Origin of the sequence: Lacibacter luteus, from assembly GCF_004118265.1 — a bacterium.
GTDB classification, from domain to species: domain Bacteria; phylum Bacteroidota; class Bacteroidia; order Chitinophagales; family Chitinophagaceae; genus Lacibacter; species Lacibacter luteus.
This window is the reverse complement of the sequence record NZ_SDHW01000005.1, coordinates 16,713-34,302: the sequence shown is the minus strand read 5'-3', so window position 1 is coordinate 34,302 and position 17,590 is coordinate 16,713. Positions and strand designations below refer to the sequence as shown.

General features: G+C 40.6%; 15 protein-coding genes. 4 read left to right on the top strand and 11 right to left on the bottom strand.

What is annotated here, in order from left to right; translation table 11 throughout:
- Positions 1–18: 18 nt before the first annotated feature.
- Both ESA94_RS15185 and ESA94_RS15180 read right to left on the bottom strand, forming a co-directional pair.
- Entirely contained in the window at positions 19–378 is a 360-nt protein-coding gene (locus ESA94_RS15185) for a BlaI/MecI/CopY family transcriptional regulator (RefSeq protein WP_129131789.1), read from the bottom strand.
- A 126-nt stretch (positions 379–504) separates the two neighbouring features.
- Positions 505–1,026, bottom strand: a complete 522-nt coding sequence (locus ESA94_RS15180) for an SRPBCC family protein (protein WP_129131788.1) — start codon at positions 1,024–1,026, stop codon at positions 505–507.
- Positions 1,027–1,136: 110 nt separating this feature from the next.
- Between ESA94_RS15180 and mdh the strand changes: the two genes are divergently transcribed.
- Positions 1,137–2,066: a malate dehydrogenase gene (mdh, locus tag ESA94_RS15175; protein WP_129131787.1), complete on the top strand. Its 930-nt coding sequence runs from the start codon at positions 1,137–1,139 to the stop codon at positions 2,064–2,066.
- A 68-nt stretch (positions 2,067–2,134) separates the two neighbouring features.
- On the opposite strand, the gene ESA94_RS15170 is transcribed toward mdh, so the two are convergent.
- The 4 genes from ESA94_RS15170 to ESA94_RS15155 all read right to left on the bottom strand — a co-directional run bounded on the left by ESA94_RS15170 (position 2,135) and on the right by ESA94_RS15155 (position 6,779).
- Entirely contained in the window at positions 2,135–3,130 is a 996-nt protein-coding gene (locus tag ESA94_RS15170; RefSeq protein ID WP_129131786.1) for a glycosyltransferase family 9 protein, read from the bottom strand.
- A 77-nt stretch (positions 3,131–3,207) separates the two neighbouring features.
- Positions 3,208–4,467 (bottom strand): MFS transporter, encoded by a 1,260-nt coding sequence (locus tag ESA94_RS15165; protein ID WP_129131785.1) that lies wholly within the window; start codon positions 4,465–4,467, stop codon positions 3,208–3,210.
- A gap of 27 nt (positions 4,468–4,494) precedes the next feature.
- Positions 4,495–5,457: a DedA family protein gene (locus ESA94_RS15160; RefSeq protein ID WP_129131784.1), complete on the bottom strand. Its 963-nt coding sequence runs from the start codon at positions 5,455–5,457 to the stop codon at positions 4,495–4,497.
- Between the two features lie 38 nt (positions 5,458–5,495).
- Positions 5,496–6,779: a dicarboxylate/amino acid:cation symporter gene (locus tag ESA94_RS15155; RefSeq protein WP_129131783.1), complete on the bottom strand. Its 1,284-nt coding sequence runs from the start codon at positions 6,777–6,779 to the stop codon at positions 5,496–5,498.
- A gap of 150 nt (positions 6,780–6,929) precedes the next feature.
- Here ESA94_RS15155 and ESA94_RS15150 point away from each other — a divergent pair, with 150 nt between their 5' ends.
- Together ESA94_RS15150 and ESA94_RS15145 are read left to right on the top strand one after the other, a co-directional pair.
- Positions 6,930–8,459 (top strand): amino acid permease, encoded by a 1,530-nt coding sequence (locus ESA94_RS15150; RefSeq protein ID WP_129131782.1) that lies wholly within the window; start codon positions 6,930–6,932, stop codon positions 8,457–8,459.
- 274 nt (positions 8,460–8,733) lie between these two features.
- Entirely contained in the window at positions 8,734–9,456 is a 723-nt protein-coding gene (locus ESA94_RS15145) for a YebC/PmpR family DNA-binding transcriptional regulator (protein ID WP_129131781.1), read from the top strand.
- A gap of 107 nt (positions 9,457–9,563) precedes the next feature.
- Here the strand turns inward: ESA94_RS15145 and ESA94_RS15140 are convergent, their stop codons facing one another.
- The 5 genes from ESA94_RS15140 to ESA94_RS15120 all read right to left on the bottom strand — a co-directional run bounded on the left by ESA94_RS15140 (position 9,564) and on the right by ESA94_RS15120 (position 16,983).
- Complete coding sequence (locus ESA94_RS15140; protein ID WP_129131780.1) at positions 9,564–10,808, bottom strand: hypothetical protein; 1,245 nt, start codon at positions 10,806–10,808, stop codon at positions 9,564–9,566.
- Between the two features lie 31 nt (positions 10,809–10,839).
- Positions 10,840–12,711 (bottom strand): RICIN domain-containing protein, encoded by a 1,872-nt coding sequence (locus ESA94_RS15135; protein ID WP_129131779.1) that lies wholly within the window; start codon positions 12,709–12,711, stop codon positions 10,840–10,842.
- Positions 12,712–12,722: 11 nt separating this feature from the next.
- Positions 12,723–13,997 carry an OmpA family protein gene (locus ESA94_RS15130; protein WP_129131778.1) on the bottom strand — a complete coding sequence of 425 codons (1,275 nt, stop codon included), beginning with the start codon at positions 13,995–13,997 and terminating at the stop codon, positions 12,723–12,725.
- Between the two features lie 72 nt (positions 13,998–14,069).
- Positions 14,070–14,714, bottom strand: a complete 645-nt coding sequence (locus ESA94_RS15125; RefSeq protein WP_164972757.1) for a response regulator — start codon at positions 14,712–14,714, stop codon at positions 14,070–14,072.
- A gap of 49 nt (positions 14,715–14,763) precedes the next feature.
- Complete coding sequence (locus ESA94_RS15120; protein WP_129131776.1) at positions 14,764–16,983, bottom strand: tetratricopeptide repeat-containing sensor histidine kinase; 2,220 nt, start codon at positions 16,981–16,983, stop codon at positions 14,764–14,766.
- 86 nt (positions 16,984–17,069) lie between these two features.
- On the opposite strand from ESA94_RS15120, the gene ESA94_RS15115 reads away from it, so the two are divergent.
- Positions 17,070–17,477 (top strand): thiol-disulfide oxidoreductase DCC family protein, encoded by a 408-nt coding sequence (locus ESA94_RS15115; RefSeq protein ID WP_129131775.1) that lies wholly within the window; start codon positions 17,070–17,072, stop codon positions 17,475–17,477.
- The last annotated feature ends 113 nt before the right edge of the window (positions 17,478–17,590 follow it).

Here is a 17,590-nt window from a genome sequence, read left to right as displayed (position 1 = left end):
TTCATTATCCTTTATTCATTACTTCCTCCCTTCGATCATTTCTACAATTTCTTTTAACTCTTTTGGTGAGAGCTTTTTCTGCTCTACAAAAAAGTTCACCAACTCTTTGTACGAGTTTTCGAAGTACTCCTTAACAAAGCCACTCATAAATTTCTTCTTGTATTCCTCTTCTGTAATTGCCGGCTTATAGAGATAAGCATTCCCAAACAACCTGCTTTCGAGATAACCTTTCTTTTCCAGGTTTTTTATGGTTGATGCAAGAGTAGTGTAAGGAATTTCTTCATCCAGAAATTCAAGAAAGGATTTGATATTCCCTTCGCCTTTACGCCATACTGCCTGCATTGCTTCTTCTTCCTGGTGTGTGAGCTTTTCTAACATCTCTACGAAATTTTCGTAAATCTACGACTTTCTCGTAATACCCAAAATTTATTTTACCTATTTCTGTTAAAGGAATGAAAAAAGCCAGTCGGCAGACTGGCTTTTGTTTATAAACTATTGCTAAGATCATTTCTCACACATTTCTTTCAGATTCTGCAACCCTTCTTCAAACTGCTTGTTGAGTTGTTTGGTAATGGATGGGCCCATCAGCCGGCCTATTGGAAAAGGAAAGCCACCGCTGTTGCGCCACACTACCTTTGTGCCGCCATCAACTTCGGTTAAATCCCATGCATCAATTGCTTCCGATTTAAAAGGCTTCAGAAATACAAGATCGAAATTGATGGCCTTGCTTGGTACAGCCGAGCGAACCGTTAAACTTCCCTCTCCTATTTTCTTTCCATTCCAGTAGTATTTGTGACCAACATGCTTCGGATCGCCGGTAATACTGGTTTGTGCATCGGGCTCCATTTTAGCCCAGGGGTTCCAGTCACGATAGTAATGCAGATCGGCTACTTTGTTATACACTTCTGCCGAAGGTCTGCTAATGATCGTTGATTTTTCTACAAGGTATTTACCGGGCATTACAGCTGCAGCCAGCAATACAAGGGCAACAAGGCCGAGGATAACATAAAGAATGACGAGTATCATGCAGTATTTGTTTAGTTATGACTAAAGATAGTAATTCCTTCTTTTGACTTTTCAGCTTTCCTCCAATACCTTTGCGGCACAAATTTTTCACTTAAAAAATACGTTTGTCCATGAAAGTTACTGTTGTAGGTGCCGGTGCCGTAGGAGCTACCTGTGCTGATAATATTGCCCGTAAAGAACTGTGTTCTGAATTAGTGCTACTTGATATTAAAGAAGGGATTGCCGAAGGTAAGGCCCAGGATATGATGCAGACTGCTGCTCTCCTCGGTTTCGATACCAAAATTGTTGGCAGCACAAATGATTACAGCAAAACAGCCGACAGTGATGTAGTGGTAATTACATCGGGCTTACCCCGCAAACCCGGTATGACCCGTGAAGAACTCATTGGTGTAAACGCAGGTATTGTAAAAAGTGTTTGCGAAAACATTTTAAAATATTCACCTGATGCCATCATCATCATCATCAGTAACCCGATGGATACGATGACTTACCTGGCATTAACTTCTACCGGCTTGCCAAAGAACCGCATCATTGGTATGGGTGGTACACTCGACAGCAGCCGCTTTAAATATCAACTGAGCCAGCACCTGAATTGCTCACCTGCAGATTTGAATGCAGTGGTAGTTGGTGGCCACGGCGATACAACCATGATTCCTTTGATCCGTTTGGCTACATGGAACAGCGTTCCTGTAACGAAATTCTTATCTGCAGAACAGCAAGAGAAGATCGTAAAAGATACAATGGTAGGCGGCGCTACACTTACTGCTTTAATTGGTACATCTGCATGGTATGCACCGGGTGCATCCGGAGCTGCATTGGTAGAAAGTATTCTGCGTGATGAAAAGAAACTCTTTACCTGTTGCGTAGCGTTAGATGGCGAATATGGACAAAAAGATATTTGTTTAGGTGTTCCTGTTACTATTGGTCGTAACGGTTGGGAAAAAATCGTAGACTTTGAATTGAATGCAGATGAACAAGCTGCCTTCGATAAAAGTGCAGCAGCAGTACGCAGCATGAACGATGTGCTGAAGACACTCTAATTTGAATATTTGAAATATCAGATAATTTGAAAATGAAAACGGTTTCACAAATGTGAAACCGTTTTTTATTACCGTAATTCTTTTGCCCAAGTCTGTGCTGTTGCTGCTATTGCTTCTACATTCTGCAGCATCATACATTTAAAATGTTTTTTCGGGCATTGATCGTGACCGATTTTAGAACATGGCCTGCAACCAAGATCATTTACTTCGAACATTACATTGCGTACCTGCTTGTTTCCATAATACGGTGTCATACCAAATACGGGAACTGTATTGCCCCAAACACTGATGATGGGTTTGTGCAAGGCTGCTGCAATATGCATTAAGCCTGTATCGTGGCTAATGATGAGTTTTGCTTTACGAACAAGATCTGCACTTTCGTTAATGGAGAATTTGCCACATGCATTGTAGATCTTTACAGGATCAATCGCAGCAATTTCATCGCCTGTTGCTTTGTCTTCCGGACCGCCAAGTAAAATGATTGGATGATGCAATAACGCACAAAGCTTTTTCAACTGCTCAGTCGGTAAGCGTTTGGTAGCATGTGCTGCACCAATTACCAACCCTACATAACCTAAGTAGTGCGAATGTGGCAGATCGCTTTGTTTGATCTCTTCATCTTCGGGAATAAAATAGTCGAGTCCTTTTCCATCGTTCTTTACAGCAAACGATCTTACTGTATCAAGATTACGATCTACTATATGCACAGCAGGCATACGGTTGATCTTAAGATTGGTAAGCAACCATTTCTGCACATTGAGTTTGTTGAATGAAAATGATTTCACTTTCAGCTCACGCTTAATCTTTAAGGTGCGGATATTGTTGTGCAGATCAATAATGTAATCGTAGTTCTCTTCTTTCAACTCGTGCATCAGCAAATCCCAATCGTTGTTGAGATAATAGAACTTATCGATGTAGGGATTAGATGCAACTACTTTCTGAAAACTGAACTTGGTAAGAAAATGTACTTCAGCCCCAATTCCCTGCTGTTTTAAACAACGCACAACCGGTGTGGTTAACACAATATCGCCGATGGAACTGAAGCGGATGATTAGAAATTTCATTCAATTGGGTTCATGGTTAATGGATCATGGTTCATAGAATTGTACTATGAACTATCAACTATAAACGATTAACTTTTCTACGGCAGCATCTCCTCGCCTTCTACATAATTCAAATCTTTATGAAAAGTTTCTTCGGTAAAGTAGGCAGCAATAAGCGTAATAACCATCACCACTACTCCTGTTACAATACCTGCCTTGGTTAAACCCCAGCCCCAGCTTTTTTGAAATAAATCTAAAAACAATAGATTGATGGGTAATAAAAACCCACGCACCATATTGGGAATTGTGGTAGCAGCTGTTGCCCGCAAATTAGTACCAAACTGTTCTGCACCCATGGTTACAAATATTGCCCAGAAGCCGGTACTGAAACCAAGCCATGCACAAATAATATACATTGCTGTATCGCTGTTGTTGAGCGGAGAGAAAAACAGAATAAGCCCGACAATTGTAAAACCATAAAAGAGGTACAATGCTTTTTTACGGCTCTTAAAATACTGACTGATCAACCCGATTAAAATATCGCCAATGGCAATAGCGGCATAAGCAAACATGATTGCCCGGCCGCTTTCGATATGTGTATCGCCGTAAAATTTCTTTGCAAACTGATTACTTAAATTAACAAGAACACCTATAACATACCATGTAGGTAACCCAATTAAAATGGCAAGTATGTATTTACGAAATCGTGTTGTATTCGTAAAGAACATGAAAATATTTCCACGACTTACTTTGCTTTGTTTTACCTGGTTAAACATGCCGCTTTCTGCAACACTTATACGAAGCAATAATAAACAAATACCAAGGCCCCCGCCTATTTTATAGCAAAGTCGCCAATCGTCTGTAAACTTAAAAGTAAAATAAGCGAACACTGCACCAAATAAACCTATGCCCGCAACTAAAGAAGTTCCAACACCTCTTTTATTCTTAGGCAGCAATTCACTCACCAACGTTATACCTGCACCAAGCTCTCCGGCTAAACCAATACCTGCAACAAACCGGGCATAAGCGTAATGATCTACTGTTTGCACAAAACCAGTAATAAAGTTTGCTACACTGTATAATAAAATTGAACCAAATAAAACGCTCAGTCGCCCTTTTTTATCGCCAAGTGTTCCCCAAAGAATTCCACCGATCAATAACCCAACCATTTGCCAGTTGATAATTTTTGTACTGGCGGCTATAATAGAACCTGTATCTGTTTTTTGTATACCAAGATCGAGAATACTTGGTTCACGCACAATCGTAAACAACAGCAGATCGTAGATATCAACAAAATAACCCAACGCTGCTACAATTACAGCAAGCGAAAAAATGGAATGTTCTTTTTGGTTGGTCATATGTAAGGGCTGGCAATCGTGAATACTTTATTCAGGTTTTTCTTTTTTCTTTCCGAAAAGGAATTTCCAGAACACCGGAGCAGTTGTAACGGCAATAATGATGATAACGATCAACTCCAGTTTATCTTTCAGTTCAATACCAAACTGATTTTTTACCCATATCTGTAAAAAGTGTCCGGCAAAGATCATACTCACTACCCAGGCAATGCAACCAACAACATTAAAGAACGCAAATTTCTTACGGTCCATTTCAACAATACCTGCAATAATGGGTGCAAATGTGCGGATGAATGGAAGGAAACGTGCAAACACGATTGCACCACCGCCATGCTTCTCATAAAAATCATGTGCTTCGTGCAGGTAACGTTTTTTGAACAACAGGTTATCGTTCCAGTTGTACATAGCCGGACCGATCTTTCTACCCGTCCAGTAACCAACCAGGTTACCCAATATACCTGCAGCAGAAATAAGACTGCACAATATCAATAACTCAAACCATTCGTTATGCAGGCCGTCCAGTTTAAATAATTTCAAAAATTCATTCGCCAGATTACTACTATAAATGCCTGCTACAAACAATAAACTATCGCCCGGTAAAAAGAAACCAAACAACAATCCTGTTTCTGCAAAAATGATAAAGAGCAGTAACCACAACCCTCCGTAGGTAATATAAAAATTAGGGTTGAGCAGATCTTTCCAGGTAAACTGTTTGTGCAGCTCAATTGTAGTACCATCTGTAATCGCTGTTACAGCAATTTTCTTTGTATCATAATCAGTTCCGGCAAACGTAACCGAATCTGTTGCATTTAGTGTGAGAGTTACACTGCCATCTTTTGCTGTAGTGTATTCTACAGCATCGACTGTAAACTTTTCTGCCGTTGCTTCGTATTGATTCAGCACACGCACATTCACCTGCTTTTGTGCATAAAGCTTATTGATGCCTGCAAACACAACAAACATCACTACAATCCCGATCAGTCTTTTCTTCATTTTAGGTTCCCTTTTCCTTTGGTCTTATTTATTTAAAACTATGCTGTATGATTATGATGTTCGTGATGCACATGATGACCATGCCCATCACTCAACTCTCCTTCCCATTTACTTACTACCGATGTTGCCAATGCATTACCAACCACATTGGTAGCACTGCGGAACATATCGCAGAAATGATCGATCGGCAGAATCAAAGCCACACCTTCCGGTGGAATATTAAACATGGCACAGGTTGCCAATACAACAACCAATGAAGCACGTGGCACACCTGCAATTCCCTTACTGGTAAGCATTAATACAATTAACATGGTTAACTGTGTACCCAGATCGAGATGAATGCCATAAGCCTGTGCAATAGCTAAACTTGCAAAGGTCATATACATCATACTGCCATCGAGGTTGAATGAATAACCAAGCGGCAATACAAACGACACAATTTTATCCTTGCATCCAAAACGTTCCAGCTCTTCTGTAAGTTTTGGAAATACTGCTTCGCTGCTGGTGGTGCTGAAAGCAATTAACAACGGGCCTCCGATTCGACGCAGCAACACTTTCATACGATGTGGCCCGAGAATTACAAAGCCCACACCAATCAAAATAATCCACAATACTGCAATACCAATGAGGAAGTATAAGAAGTAAACAAGATAAAACTGAAAAATGCCCAAACCCTTTGCTGCCACTACTGCTGCCAATGCTCCAAATACACCTATTGGTGCAAAATTCATTACATAGTTCACCATTTTAAGAATGATGTGCGATACAACATCGAGTGCTTTCACCAATGGTTTTGCATAATCGCCGATGGCAGCTGCTGCCACACCAAAGAAAATTGAGAAGATAACGATCTGCAGAATTTCGTTTGTAGCCATTGCTTCAAACAAACTCTTTGGAATAATATGCTCCACAAAATTCTGTAAAGAGAAAGTAGATGTTTTTGTCATCAGGTCTTTTACGCCTTCCGTATCTGCCTGCGATAAATTAATATGTGTACCCGGTTTAAACAGGTTTACCAACATCAAACCAAGCAATAAAGAAATAAGTGAAGCAGAAATAAACCACAACAATGCTTTACCGCCTACACGGCCAACCGCTTTCAGATCGCCCAGTTTTGCAATACCTACTACAAGTGTAGAAAAAACCAGCGGAGCAATGATCATCTGTACAAGACGAATGAAAATGCTGCTGAGCAGTTTAATGTTCTTCGAAAAACTCCCGATGGTTTCAGCCGATGCAGTAATGTGAACGACATACCCTACCGCTATACCAAGAATCATTGCGGCAATAATATAAATCGTTAAACGGTTTCCCTTACCCATGCTTTTTATTTATGTGCCGCAATATACGGTATTCGGGTTGCACAGCATCTGCCCAAACCGTTAATAAATCTTTTGATGGTTATTTGCAATAAATCTCTATTTTTCCAGCTTATTACTGTTCGTAAATCGTAAATCTATAACCAATCTAGTATGAGTTTATTTGCAAAGAAATCTCTTGACCAAATGCTTGCACAGGCCGAAGGAAAAGGCTTAAAGCGAACGCTGGGTGCAGGCAATCTGGTGGCCTTAGGTATCGGGGCAATTATCGGTGCCGGTCTTTTTGTTAGAACAGCTGCTGCTGCCGGACAAGCTGCTGGTCCGGGCGTTACATTATCATTTATTGTTGCAGCTGTGGGCTGCGCTTTTGCCGGTTTGTGTTATGCAGAATTTGCTGCCATGATCCCTATTGCCGGTAGTGCCTATGCTTACAGTTATACAACTATGGGCGAACTGGTTGCATGGATTATTGGTTGGGCTTTAATTATGGAATATGCATTGGGTGCAGCCACTGTATCTATTGCATGGAGCGAATATTTAAACAAGCTGTTTGGAGGAGCTATTCCCTACGAATGGAGCCACTCTCCTTTTGAAAGCTTTACCGATTCTGCAGGTGTACATCATTCCGGTATTATGAATGCTCCGGCTTTGATTATTTTATTATTACTCACTTTATTATTGATTAAAGGAACACAGGAGAGCGCCATTGTAAATATGGTGATCGTGTTTATTAAAGTAGGTATTGTATTATTGTTTATTGCATTGGGCTGGCAGTTTATTAACCCTGCAAATCATGAACCTTACCTGATTCCTGAAGGAACAGCCCCTGTTGTAGATAACGCAGGTAAAGTAATTGCCGATTACAGTGGATGGAACAAACACGGCTTAGGTGGTGTACTTGGTGGTGCTGCCATTGTGTTCTTCGCCTTTATTGGTTTTGATGCGGTAAGTACTGCTGCACAGGAAGCAAAAAATCCGAAGCGTGATATGCCGATCGGTATTCTTGGTTCGCTGGTTGTGTGTACCATTCTTTACATCCTCTTCGGACATGTATTAACCGGTGTTGCCAATTGGAAAGATTTTGTTGATCCTGAAAAAGGTCGTGAAGCTTCTGTTGCTTATGCTATATCGCAATACATGACGGGTTACGGATGGTTAGCAACTGCTGTTACTGTTGCCATCCTTGCCGGTTTCTCTTCTGTAATTCTTGTGATGTTGATGGGCCAAAGCCGTATTTTCTATACCATGAGTAATGATGGTTTGATACCGAAAGCATTTGGCGAACTGCATCCGAAATTTAAAACACCGTACAAAGCAAACTGGATCCTGTTTGTGTTTGTTGGTGCATTTGCTGCTTTTGTACCGGGCCATGTTGCCGGCGATCTTACTTCGTTCGGTACACTCTTCGCCTTTGTATTGGTGAGTGCAGGTGTTTGGATTCTGCGTGTGAAAGAGCCGAACATTCAACGTCCGTTTAAAACACCAATCTACCCTGTTGTATCAACATTGGGTGTGGTTATTTGTACGGCAATGATCATTGGCCTTGATGCACAAACATTGAAAGTTGCTTTTGCATGGATGGCGATCGGCCTTGTTGTTTACTTCCTTTACAGCCGTAAAAACAGTAAACTCAGGAACCCCTCGGAAATTCTTCCACATGCTTCCGATTTCGAAAGACATTAACCAACCGATTCTTTTTATACAAACCGTTCCGCCAGTATGCGGAACGGTTTTTTGTTTACGACCATTCCATTAAATTTGCGACCCGAAGCCTCTCCCTCGTTCACTCTCCTAAAGGAGAAGGAGGCCAAGCTTCGATTTGCAATTGGACTGTTGTACCAACACATAATTTGACGAATAGCATTTCAACTGTACAATTGTGCGACGCCAATGCAGACGAATGAAGTGTTGGAGCTAGTAACCAAAAACAAAAAACTACAAACCATAAACTTTTATAATGGGACGGATTTTTGAAGTAAGAAAGAGTACCATGTTTGCCCGCTGGGATCGCATGGCCAAACAGTTTACCCGTATTGGTAAAGAAATTATTATTGCTGTGAAAGCCGGCGGGCCTGATCCCGGAACAAATGCGGCTCTCCGTCGTTGTTTTCAGAATGCCCGTAGTGTGGGTATGCCGAAAGACCGTGTAGAAGCAGCTATTAAACGGGCGCAAGGTAAAGAGCTTGTAAACTATGATGAAATTTTATACGAAGGTTATGCGCCGCATGGAGTTGCATTACTGGTTGAAACGGCTACCGATAACCATGTGCGTACAGTAGCGAATGTGAAGAGTCATTTTAATAAAGGCGGTGGTTCATTGGGTAATAGTGGCGCCGTATCGTTCCAGTTTAAAAAAATGGGTGTGTTTAAATTAAAGCCCGAAGGATTGAATGCAGAAGACATGGAACTGGAATTGATCGATTTTGGTTTGGAAGAGTTAGGTGAAAGTACCGGTGAAAATGGCGAAGAGATTTTAGTTGTGCGTTGTGCATTTGCAGATTTTGGCAACATGCAAAAAGCACTGGAAGATAAAGGCATTACTCCGTTGAGTGCAGAACTGGAATGGATCCCCACCACAACTGTTCCTGTTACAGATGCACAGGCAGAAGACATCAGTAAATTAATTGAACGTTTAGAACAGGATGATGATGTGCAGAAGGTGTTTCATAATATGGGATAAGACAAGTACGAAATAAAGAAAGGCTGCAGGTTGCAGCCTTTCTTATTGCCCGTCATTCATCACAAAACCAGATAGCACATATCATTACTTAGCAGTTTTTGTTTACGTTAGTTACAAGGTCGCATTGCTCCCATCATCGCTTTTGCTTTTTCACCATACTGTTTACCCGGCTCGTTGCGGTATTGTGTGTTGATGGTTTGCATACGCTGCTGCACTTGCTTTTGCTGTGCCAGCGATTGTTGTAAACAGGTTATTTTTTTCTGATTGGCTTCCGAAGGTTGTTGCGACATGCGTTGTTCTGCACGACAAAGTTTCAATTCTGTTTCAGCAATGAGTATTTGAATAGCATCATCATAACTCATCAAATCAGTCTGTGCCTGTTGTGTACGAACATCCTGCATGGCATTGCCCGTTCTTGCCTGTTGCATATTTTCTTCCTGTCTTGTTAATGCTTGCTTTTGATAATTCAGCCAGCTTGCTTTTTTGCTTTGACAACTTGGGTACTGTTCGGACTTTCCTTCTTCTCTTGCAATTTTCTCCCGTTGACGCTGAATGTTTTGACGCATCTTCTGTTCCTGTTCGTCTTCAAATATTTTAAACGGTGATGGATCGAAACATACATTCACTTCTTCCAGCGAAAGTATTTTTGAATCTATACCTGTGCCAACCATTTGCATAATGATGAACAAACCTTTATCAGAATACTGGTAACCAACAGCCATACTGCCGAGGAACTTTTTCGGTTGCATCAATACTTCATTTGGCAATTGTTTGCCAAACAGGTACCACTCTGTTGGTTTACCATCCACTTTATACAACTGTGCTTTTATTTTTCCGTCGCAATAATCTCTTCGTTCAGCTTTTTTACGCAAAGGCGCATTTCCACCTGTGCTGATAAACTCATATTGATAGGTTGCACTGTTTGATGTTTGCACCCAATGCTCAATTACATTTTTCTTTTTGTTGTTACGATAATTGTACACATTTCCTTTTAACCCGATCACACTAAAGACAAAGTTTGGGTCTTCCTGTTTAATATCGCATGCTGCATCAATACCGGGTTTAAGTGGAGTATAACCAATGATGCCTGTTCTTGTGTCGAGATATACACAGGTAACACCTGAACCTCTTCCCGTTACTGATTTTACTTTCATCAGTTTATCGAAACAGATCTTTTGACCGGTAGGAGTAATTGTTTCGGGTATTGTACGACCTTCCAATACATCGGCCCGAACAACCGAACGTAAATAAGCAGCATGTGGCCCGCTGCCAAATGTTGTATCACGGAGTGGCGGTTGTGCATGTGTAGTTACTGCACATAAAATCAAAAAAAAGAAAAGGATTTGTTTCATTTATTGGTTGATTAATACAAGTTATAGTTTATTAACGTGTCCATACCACATGTCTGATCGTTCTTTGATCTCCTTGAAAACGATATACATATTGTGAGCCTGAAGGAGGATCAGCCCATGCGTACCAAACACCGCCATGTCCACTTGATACTGTAAACCGATCTAAATTCCAATCATCACTTGAAGAATCACTTCCAAAGCTTACAGTGATCATAAAATTTCTGATGTCTTGCTTTCTTACAGCTCTGTTCAACTCAAGATGAACAGTCTGGCTTGTATGATCTACCCAACGGGCACTATTGTTTACATTGCTGAATACCTGCGAACTTCCATCGGCATAGGCAATAGTGATGCTTACATTATCATTGCCACCACGCAAGTCATCGCCACCGGTTTCAAATGTCGCATACAAATGCCGTACAGAACCTTCTGCTTCGCCTTCGGGAAAATTCGGAACATCTCTTGGTGGTGCATGGCTTCCATCATACCTGTTGTTTACAAAATAAGTGCGCCATGCATAACCTGTTTCCACTTCAAAAAAACATTGTCCCAATCGATCGGGCACCAGCGTACGAAGTACATTACCGCTGTTTGGGTTGTAAACAAAAAACTTTACGTCTTCTGCATGACCGTTGATATCAGTTCTGTAACGACCAACAGCATACCCGATTCCCAACACAACATGTCTTCCTCCATCTGCATTATCTTTTCCACGAACGCCACCAGCAAACAATCCTAATGGTTTAAAATTTCCTGCATCAATTGCATCTCTGAATTCTTTTAATCTTCCGCTTCCTGTATTCTCAATTCCCCAGCGAAATAATTCACCACCCCTTGTATTGTATGAAACTTCCAGATCGCTCCAACTGCTGTTTACATCCCAGATAGCATGTTCCTGTCGTTGATAAATATAAGATTGCAACGGCGTTCTGTTTGCCGGCATATAGGTTTGCAATGGAATAGGAATATTATTTCTGAAATAATCCATCGCTGTATAAACCATTCCGCCACACAAACCACCCCAGCGAATAATATCTTCACCTCTAAACCCATTGATGAAACGAAAAGCATGTGTTTCCGGAACAAACCGTGTGATACGTCTCCCATCATTTGTCCACTTCAATAAATGCCATTTTTGTTCAACAGTATTATTTTCCCTGTTGAAAGCAACAACTGCATTTTCTTTATTGCGCCGTTCATGCAAATGAAGATAAACGTTGGTTTTATTTTGAATGTTATAAAAACCATCAGGCGTATCAAACAACTTCCACAGTTGCTTATCACTACCATCAGCAGGTTCCATTACCGGCACAAGATTGTGGGTGAGAAACAATCCACTTTCTGACTGTATTTTGTAATAACCATCGCCGGCAGGAATAAATTTCCACCATTGCTGATTGGGCCTGTCTAAGTATGAATTTAAAAATACAGGCGAATGACTTGCAGGAACTTCATCACGAATGGTGAGATAACGATAATCTCTTGCCGAACGAATAAGAAATGCACCGTTCAGGATGAAGATCTCATCAGCGGTTGCAAGTCTTCCGTTGAATGTAGCTGTTGGTTGTTGTGCTACATAAACAGGTTCCTCTTTCTTCGGCGTTTTTGTAAACAGTTCTGATGGATTGGGCTTAACCGGTTTCTTGCTGTCAAAATATTTTCCATCCACATCAAAGCCGATCGTCCACTTATCACTGGCAAAGAAAGCGCCGTACATCATCTTTATTTGCGGCGTATCGCTTGCTTTCTTTACTTTAAATGTGATATGATTACCTTCCTGTTTTACCATACCACTTTGCTTCAACGCATTGAGCATGCGCTCTGCTTCAGCATCTGCTTTTTGTGCTTTTACTGAAAATGTTGAGCAAACAATTACAAGTAAACAAGAGATACACTTCATCATTGCAGTTGATTTTACTGTTTAATAAATTCAACTCTCCGGTTCTTTGCTTTTCCTTCAGGCGTTGTGTTGGCAGCCACAGGCACTGTTGCTCCTTTTCCTTCTGTTGATATACGATCTTCATCAATACCAAAATTGTTGATGAGATAACTGCTGACAGCTTCTGCCCTGCGTTTTGACAAAGAAAGATTATCAGCAGGTTTACCATCAGCATCGGTATGACCAACAATTTTAATTTTCAATGTTGGGTTTGCTTTCAATGCTTCACCAATTTGGTTGATGATGACGAATGATTCTTTTTTAATAATGTCTTTGTTTACATCAAACAGAATTTCATTGGTAGATGCTTTGCCTTTTTCAAGCAGATCTTTTACCAATAAACTTCTTGCGTCCACATCACCCGATGCAATACGCAGGTTGCTCACAAACAAACCAATTTCAGAAGCAGGTATCACTGTTCCGTTGCAGATATAAAATGTATTACGGAGATCAGCTGTTAAAGCCGTTGGCAGATCAATGATCTTTGTTTTATCGAGATACACACGCACTCTTGCTTTGTTCACCGCAATACTTACATGCAGAATTTTATTAGTGTAGGACAGTATTGGGAAATCATTCTTTGTTCCGGTAGGATCTTTAAATCCATATTCGATCAGTTTCTCATTCGCATCGCTGTAATGCCAGATGGTGGTGTAAAATTTATCACGGTAAAACAGATCTTCTTTCAGAATATTCTTTACCGGAGTAAATCCAAATTGAATGAACGGCGTATTACGTTCGCCTTGCTTCATTAAAAAAAGATCGAACTCAATGGTGCAGTTTTCCGGTAATGGTTTGTTGAGAACAGGATGCACAACAGAACCATGCGCTACTTCCAGCCACTTCCCATCTTTTCCATCAATGGTTGAAATACGACCACTGCCGTTGGTATTCCACTTTGCAGGAAAATCGCCCTCTGCATCCTTCTCAAACTTATCTTCAAACAACACTTTACCACCAGGTACAAAATCAGAAAATGCTTTGCTGCCCGCCGGTGTGGTTGTATCGCCTTTTGCAGATGAACTTTTTTTATCGCTTGTTTTCTCGTCTTTCTTTGTGGTGCCTTTTTTAATTCCTTCTTCTGTTTTATCAAGGCCTTTGTCGATAGCTTCATCCACTTTTCGGTTGACACGGTCGTTTACTTTCCGTTTAACACGATCGCCAAGCGTTTGGCTTGTAGCAGAAGTTGCAGCAAATAAGAGCAGAAACAAGAACGATAAAATAGATACTGCAGTTGATCCGGTTTTCATTGTTTACAATTTGCTGTAAAGTTGAAAAATGATCAGGGGGAAATCAATTACCCTTTTGTGTAAGGAGTTATACTAATCGATCTTTACGATCTTATGTTGCAAAGCTTTAGCAACAGCTTCTGTACCGCAGCTCACATGCAGTTTGCTATAGATATTACGCAGGTGTTTTTTTACCGTATCAACCACAATGTTACTTTTTGCTGCGATCATTTTATACGAATTGCCCTGTACCAGCATTTCCAGTATTTCTTTTTCCCGGTCGCTTAAATTAAACGGATCACCTGAAGGAAGATTTTGCTTGCGAAAATGTTGAAATACTTTTTGTGCTACGAATGGACTCATGGGCGCACCGCCCAGCATCACTTCCGATAATGATTGAATAAGTTGAACCGGTGAAGTGTTCTTCAACAAATAACCATCAGCACCGGCGCAGATCGAATCAAATATCCGGTTATCATCATCAAACACTGTATGCATCACCACTTTAACATGTGGAAATTGTTGCTTAATGTGTTTCACACCATCAATCCCACTCATGCCCGGCATATCAATATCCATGACCACAAGGTCGGCACCGCTGTTCTCCACTTCTTCAGCAGCATGCATGCAATCGGGAAATGCACCAACCACTGTAAAATTCACTTCATCATTCAACAGCATTTCAAGCGATTGACGTAAACGGGCGTTATCCTCAAATATCAACAGACTATAAGCCATAATGCAAATTATAGATGAACAAGCAAAACAACAACTACTCATTTGGGTACTACACTAAAGGCATATCCAAAACAACGGATGTGCCTTTACCCGGCTCTGATTCAATTTTTAATACAGCTCCAAGCAGAGCAGATCTTTGTTGCATGTTACGCAAGCCATTCCCCTCTTTTAATTCATTCATATCAAAACCACAACCATCATCCTTCACCAGCACATGCATATGATGTTGACTGATGAGCACTTCCACTTTTGCATTTGTGGCTTTTGAATACTTTACCAGGTTGTTGACAGCTTCTTTAAAGATAAGATAGAGATCACGGCGTTGATCCATTTCCAGTTTCACTTCTGCTGCATCGGCAGGAAAGTTCATTTCATAACTGATGTTCTTTCCATCCATCATATCGGCTGCATAACGTTTCATGCGCACAAAAAGATTATTCAATTCGTCGTAACGTGGATTGATGTTCCAGACAATATCACTCAGGCTTTCACTTACATGCTGTATATCATCGGCCGCTTTGCCTAAATATTCTTTTGCTTTGGCAGGATCGTCAACGTTTCGCTTTGCAAGCTCTGTTAATATATTAATGTTACTTAATGAAGCGCCAATATCATCATGAAGATTTCGGGAAATAGAATTACGCATTTCCTGTAAATGCACCTGTTCTTCCAGTTTCTTTTTGATCTCGAAACGATTGAATAAAACCACGGCAAGCACTAACAATAACAAAGCACCTGCTATTAAAAGATTACGCAATTGCTTTTGTGCCTGTATCTGTTTATCCTGTAACTGCTTCTCCTGTTGAGCAAGCTTCAATTGTTGCTGGTTATTTTTTGCCAGCAGTATTTGTTTCTCGATCTCCTTATCTTTTTCTTTTAACCGCAGATCCTGTAACTCCTGTTGCTGCATCAGTAAACTGATCTCACTTTCTTTTTGCTTTGCCAGTGAAAGATTTCCAGCGATCAATGCTTTTTGTTTTTCTATTTCCAACTGACGGATACGTTGTTCTGTTTTCAACCGCTCTATTTCAATGTCTTTCTTTTCCGTTTCGTATTTTGTTTCAATGTCAGCTATTTTACTGTTTGTTTCCATTGAGACAAGACTATCCCTGTAAAGAATATGTTTTTTATAATCGTTCAATGCATTTGCATAATCCTTGTGATTGTTGTAAAAAGCCGAACGGAAATAATAAGCATCACGAATGTTACCCCTTGAATTAATCTTTGTTGAAAGCGTAATGGCTTTGGTGTAAAACATGACGGAGCCTGCACTATCGTTCACTTCTTTTGTACTGGAAAGAATGGCGGCAGAAATATACCTACGTGAAAGCATGATATCGTCGCCGGTTTGTTCAAGAATGGCAATGGCTTTCTTTTCATAATCCAATGCTTCATTATTTTTCCGTTGACGATTCATTAACAACACCATGCTGGTGTAAGCATGTGCCAGTTTATTTTTTGAACCACTTAACCCGGCATACTTCAAACCTAACTCACCAAAGTGTTGTGCCTGTTGAAAAGAATCTGCAAAGAGGTAAATCTGTGAAAGATTATTATAAGTTGTTGACAGTTCAGTATAATCGCCAAGCCGTTCCCGAATCTTTACAGCACGTTTGGCAAACGCAATCGCTTCCTGTTTCTTACCTAATTCATAATAAAGCCCTGCAATATTATTCAGCACTTGTGCAATACCATCATCGTCTCCCAACTTCTCATACAAGGCCAGCGATTTTGTTTGCCACTGCATTTGGTTTTCAAAATCACCTAACTCCATATACGCCTGCCCAAGACTGTTATATACGGATGCGGTGTTAGATGATTGCTCCACTTCATACGCCGCCTTTAACGACTTTTCATAAAACGCAACAGCCTCTTTATGCTTTGAAAAATAACTGGCATGCAACCCCAACTGATGATAGGTAGCAGCCAGCAAAGGCCCGTCCTGTAACTGCAATGCAATCTGCAGCGCCAAAGAATCGTACCTGTTCACTTCTTTGGTTTCTGATTGTTTGAACAACAACTCGGCAGCTTTTAATAACGCATACCCTTCACCACGTTCAAACTTTAGCCTGCGACTTTGTTCAATGGCTTTGGCATTTATTTTTAAAGCTGAATCGATGCGTCCAACCGCAGCCAGTTCATCAGCAAGTGCAATTAAGGAGTAAACAGAAATAGTATCTCTCGTCGCATTTTTCTGGGCATACAATTCATCTGCCTGCAAAAGCAATAACAACATCAGCAGATACAAGCCCGGGTTGCGGAGGAGCATAAACGATTATTTATTCCGAAAGTTAAAACATTGCATTGGCAGTTTATAGTACTGCTTTGGGTACCTTGTTTTTGTAACTTTGTAGTATGCAGGAGCAAGTAAACAGGCTGGTTTTATTTGATGGCGTTTGTAACTTCTGTAATTTCTGGATAAAGTTTGCACTGAAAAGAGACAGTAAAGGAAAGCTGAAGTTTGGTTCGCTGCAAGGCGAAACGGCTCAGCAACTGTTACCAAAATTTGGTATTGATCCTTCAATCATTACTTCTGTTATTTTTATTGAAGATGGAATAGCCTATCGTGAATCAACGGCTGCATTGAAAGTGAGCAGGCATTTAGATGGAGGCTGGAAATTATTATATGCACTCATTATCATCCCCACATTCATCAGGGATTTTGTTTATAAATGGATCGGGAGAAATCGTTACAAATGGTTTGGCAAACAGGAAAGCTGTATGTTGCCAACAGCAGAACAACGCTCAAAATTTGTTGATTAAAGAAGCCGTATCGAAATAACGATACGGCCTCTTTTTGGATGATTATCATAGCAGCAACTCTCAAAGAACCCTTGTTACCTTTGAGGCTGGTTTCAATGCTGTCTGGTGGTTTT

What these genes read in the sequence shown, in the direction of transcription:
- ESA94_RS15180 (WP_129131788.1), bottom strand. Translation starts at nt 1,026, where the DNA reads ATGATACTCGTCATTCTTTATGTTATCCTCGGCCTTGTTGCCCTTGTA.
- ESA94_RS15155 (WP_129131783.1), bottom strand. Translation starts at nt 6,779, where the DNA reads ATGGGTAAGGGAAACCGTTTAACGATTTATATTATTGCCGCAATGATT.
- ESA94_RS15185 (WP_129131789.1), bottom strand. Translation starts at nt 378, where the DNA reads ATGTTAGAAAAGCTCACACACCAGGAAGAAGAAGCAATGCAGGCAGTA.
- ESA94_RS15170 (WP_129131786.1), bottom strand. Translation starts at nt 3,130, where the DNA reads ATGAAATTTCTAATCATCCGCTTCAGTTCCATCGGCGATATTGTGTTA.
- ESA94_RS15160 (WP_129131784.1), bottom strand. Translation starts at nt 5,457, where the DNA reads ATGAAGAAAAGACTGATCGGGATTGTAGTGATGTTTGTTGTGTTTGCA.
- ESA94_RS15130 (WP_129131778.1), bottom strand. Translation starts at nt 13,997, where the DNA reads ATGAAAACCGGATCAACTGCAGTATCTATTTTATCGTTCTTGTTTCTG.
- mdh (WP_129131787.1), top strand. Translation starts at nt 1,137, where the DNA reads ATGAAAGTTACTGTTGTAGGTGCCGGTGCCGTAGGAGCTACCTGTGCT.
- ESA94_RS15140 (WP_129131780.1), bottom strand. Translation starts at nt 10,808, where the DNA reads ATGAAACAAATCCTTTTCTTTTTTTTGATTTTATGTGCAGTAACTACA.
- ESA94_RS15125 (WP_164972757.1), bottom strand. Translation starts at nt 14,714, where the DNA reads ATGGCTTATAGTCTGTTGATATTTGAGGATAACGCCCGTTTACGTCAA.
- ESA94_RS15115 (WP_129131775.1), top strand. Translation starts at nt 17,070, where the DNA reads ATGCAGGAGCAAGTAAACAGGCTGGTTTTATTTGATGGCGTTTGTAAC.
- ESA94_RS15120 (WP_129131776.1), bottom strand. Translation starts at nt 16,983, where the DNA reads ATGCTCCTCCGCAACCCGGGCTTGTATCTGCTGATGTTGTTATTGCTT.
- ESA94_RS15135 (WP_129131779.1), bottom strand. Translation starts at nt 12,711, where the DNA reads ATGATGAAGTGTATCTCTTGTTTACTTGTAATTGTTTGCTCAACATTT.
- ESA94_RS15165 (WP_129131785.1), bottom strand. Translation starts at nt 4,467, where the DNA reads ATGACCAACCAAAAAGAACATTCCATTTTTTCGCTTGCTGTAATTGTA.
- ESA94_RS15150 (WP_129131782.1), top strand. Translation starts at nt 6,930, where the DNA reads ATGAGTTTATTTGCAAAGAAATCTCTTGACCAAATGCTTGCACAGGCC.
- ESA94_RS15145 (WP_129131781.1), top strand. Translation starts at nt 8,734, where the DNA reads ATGGGACGGATTTTTGAAGTAAGAAAGAGTACCATGTTTGCCCGCTGG.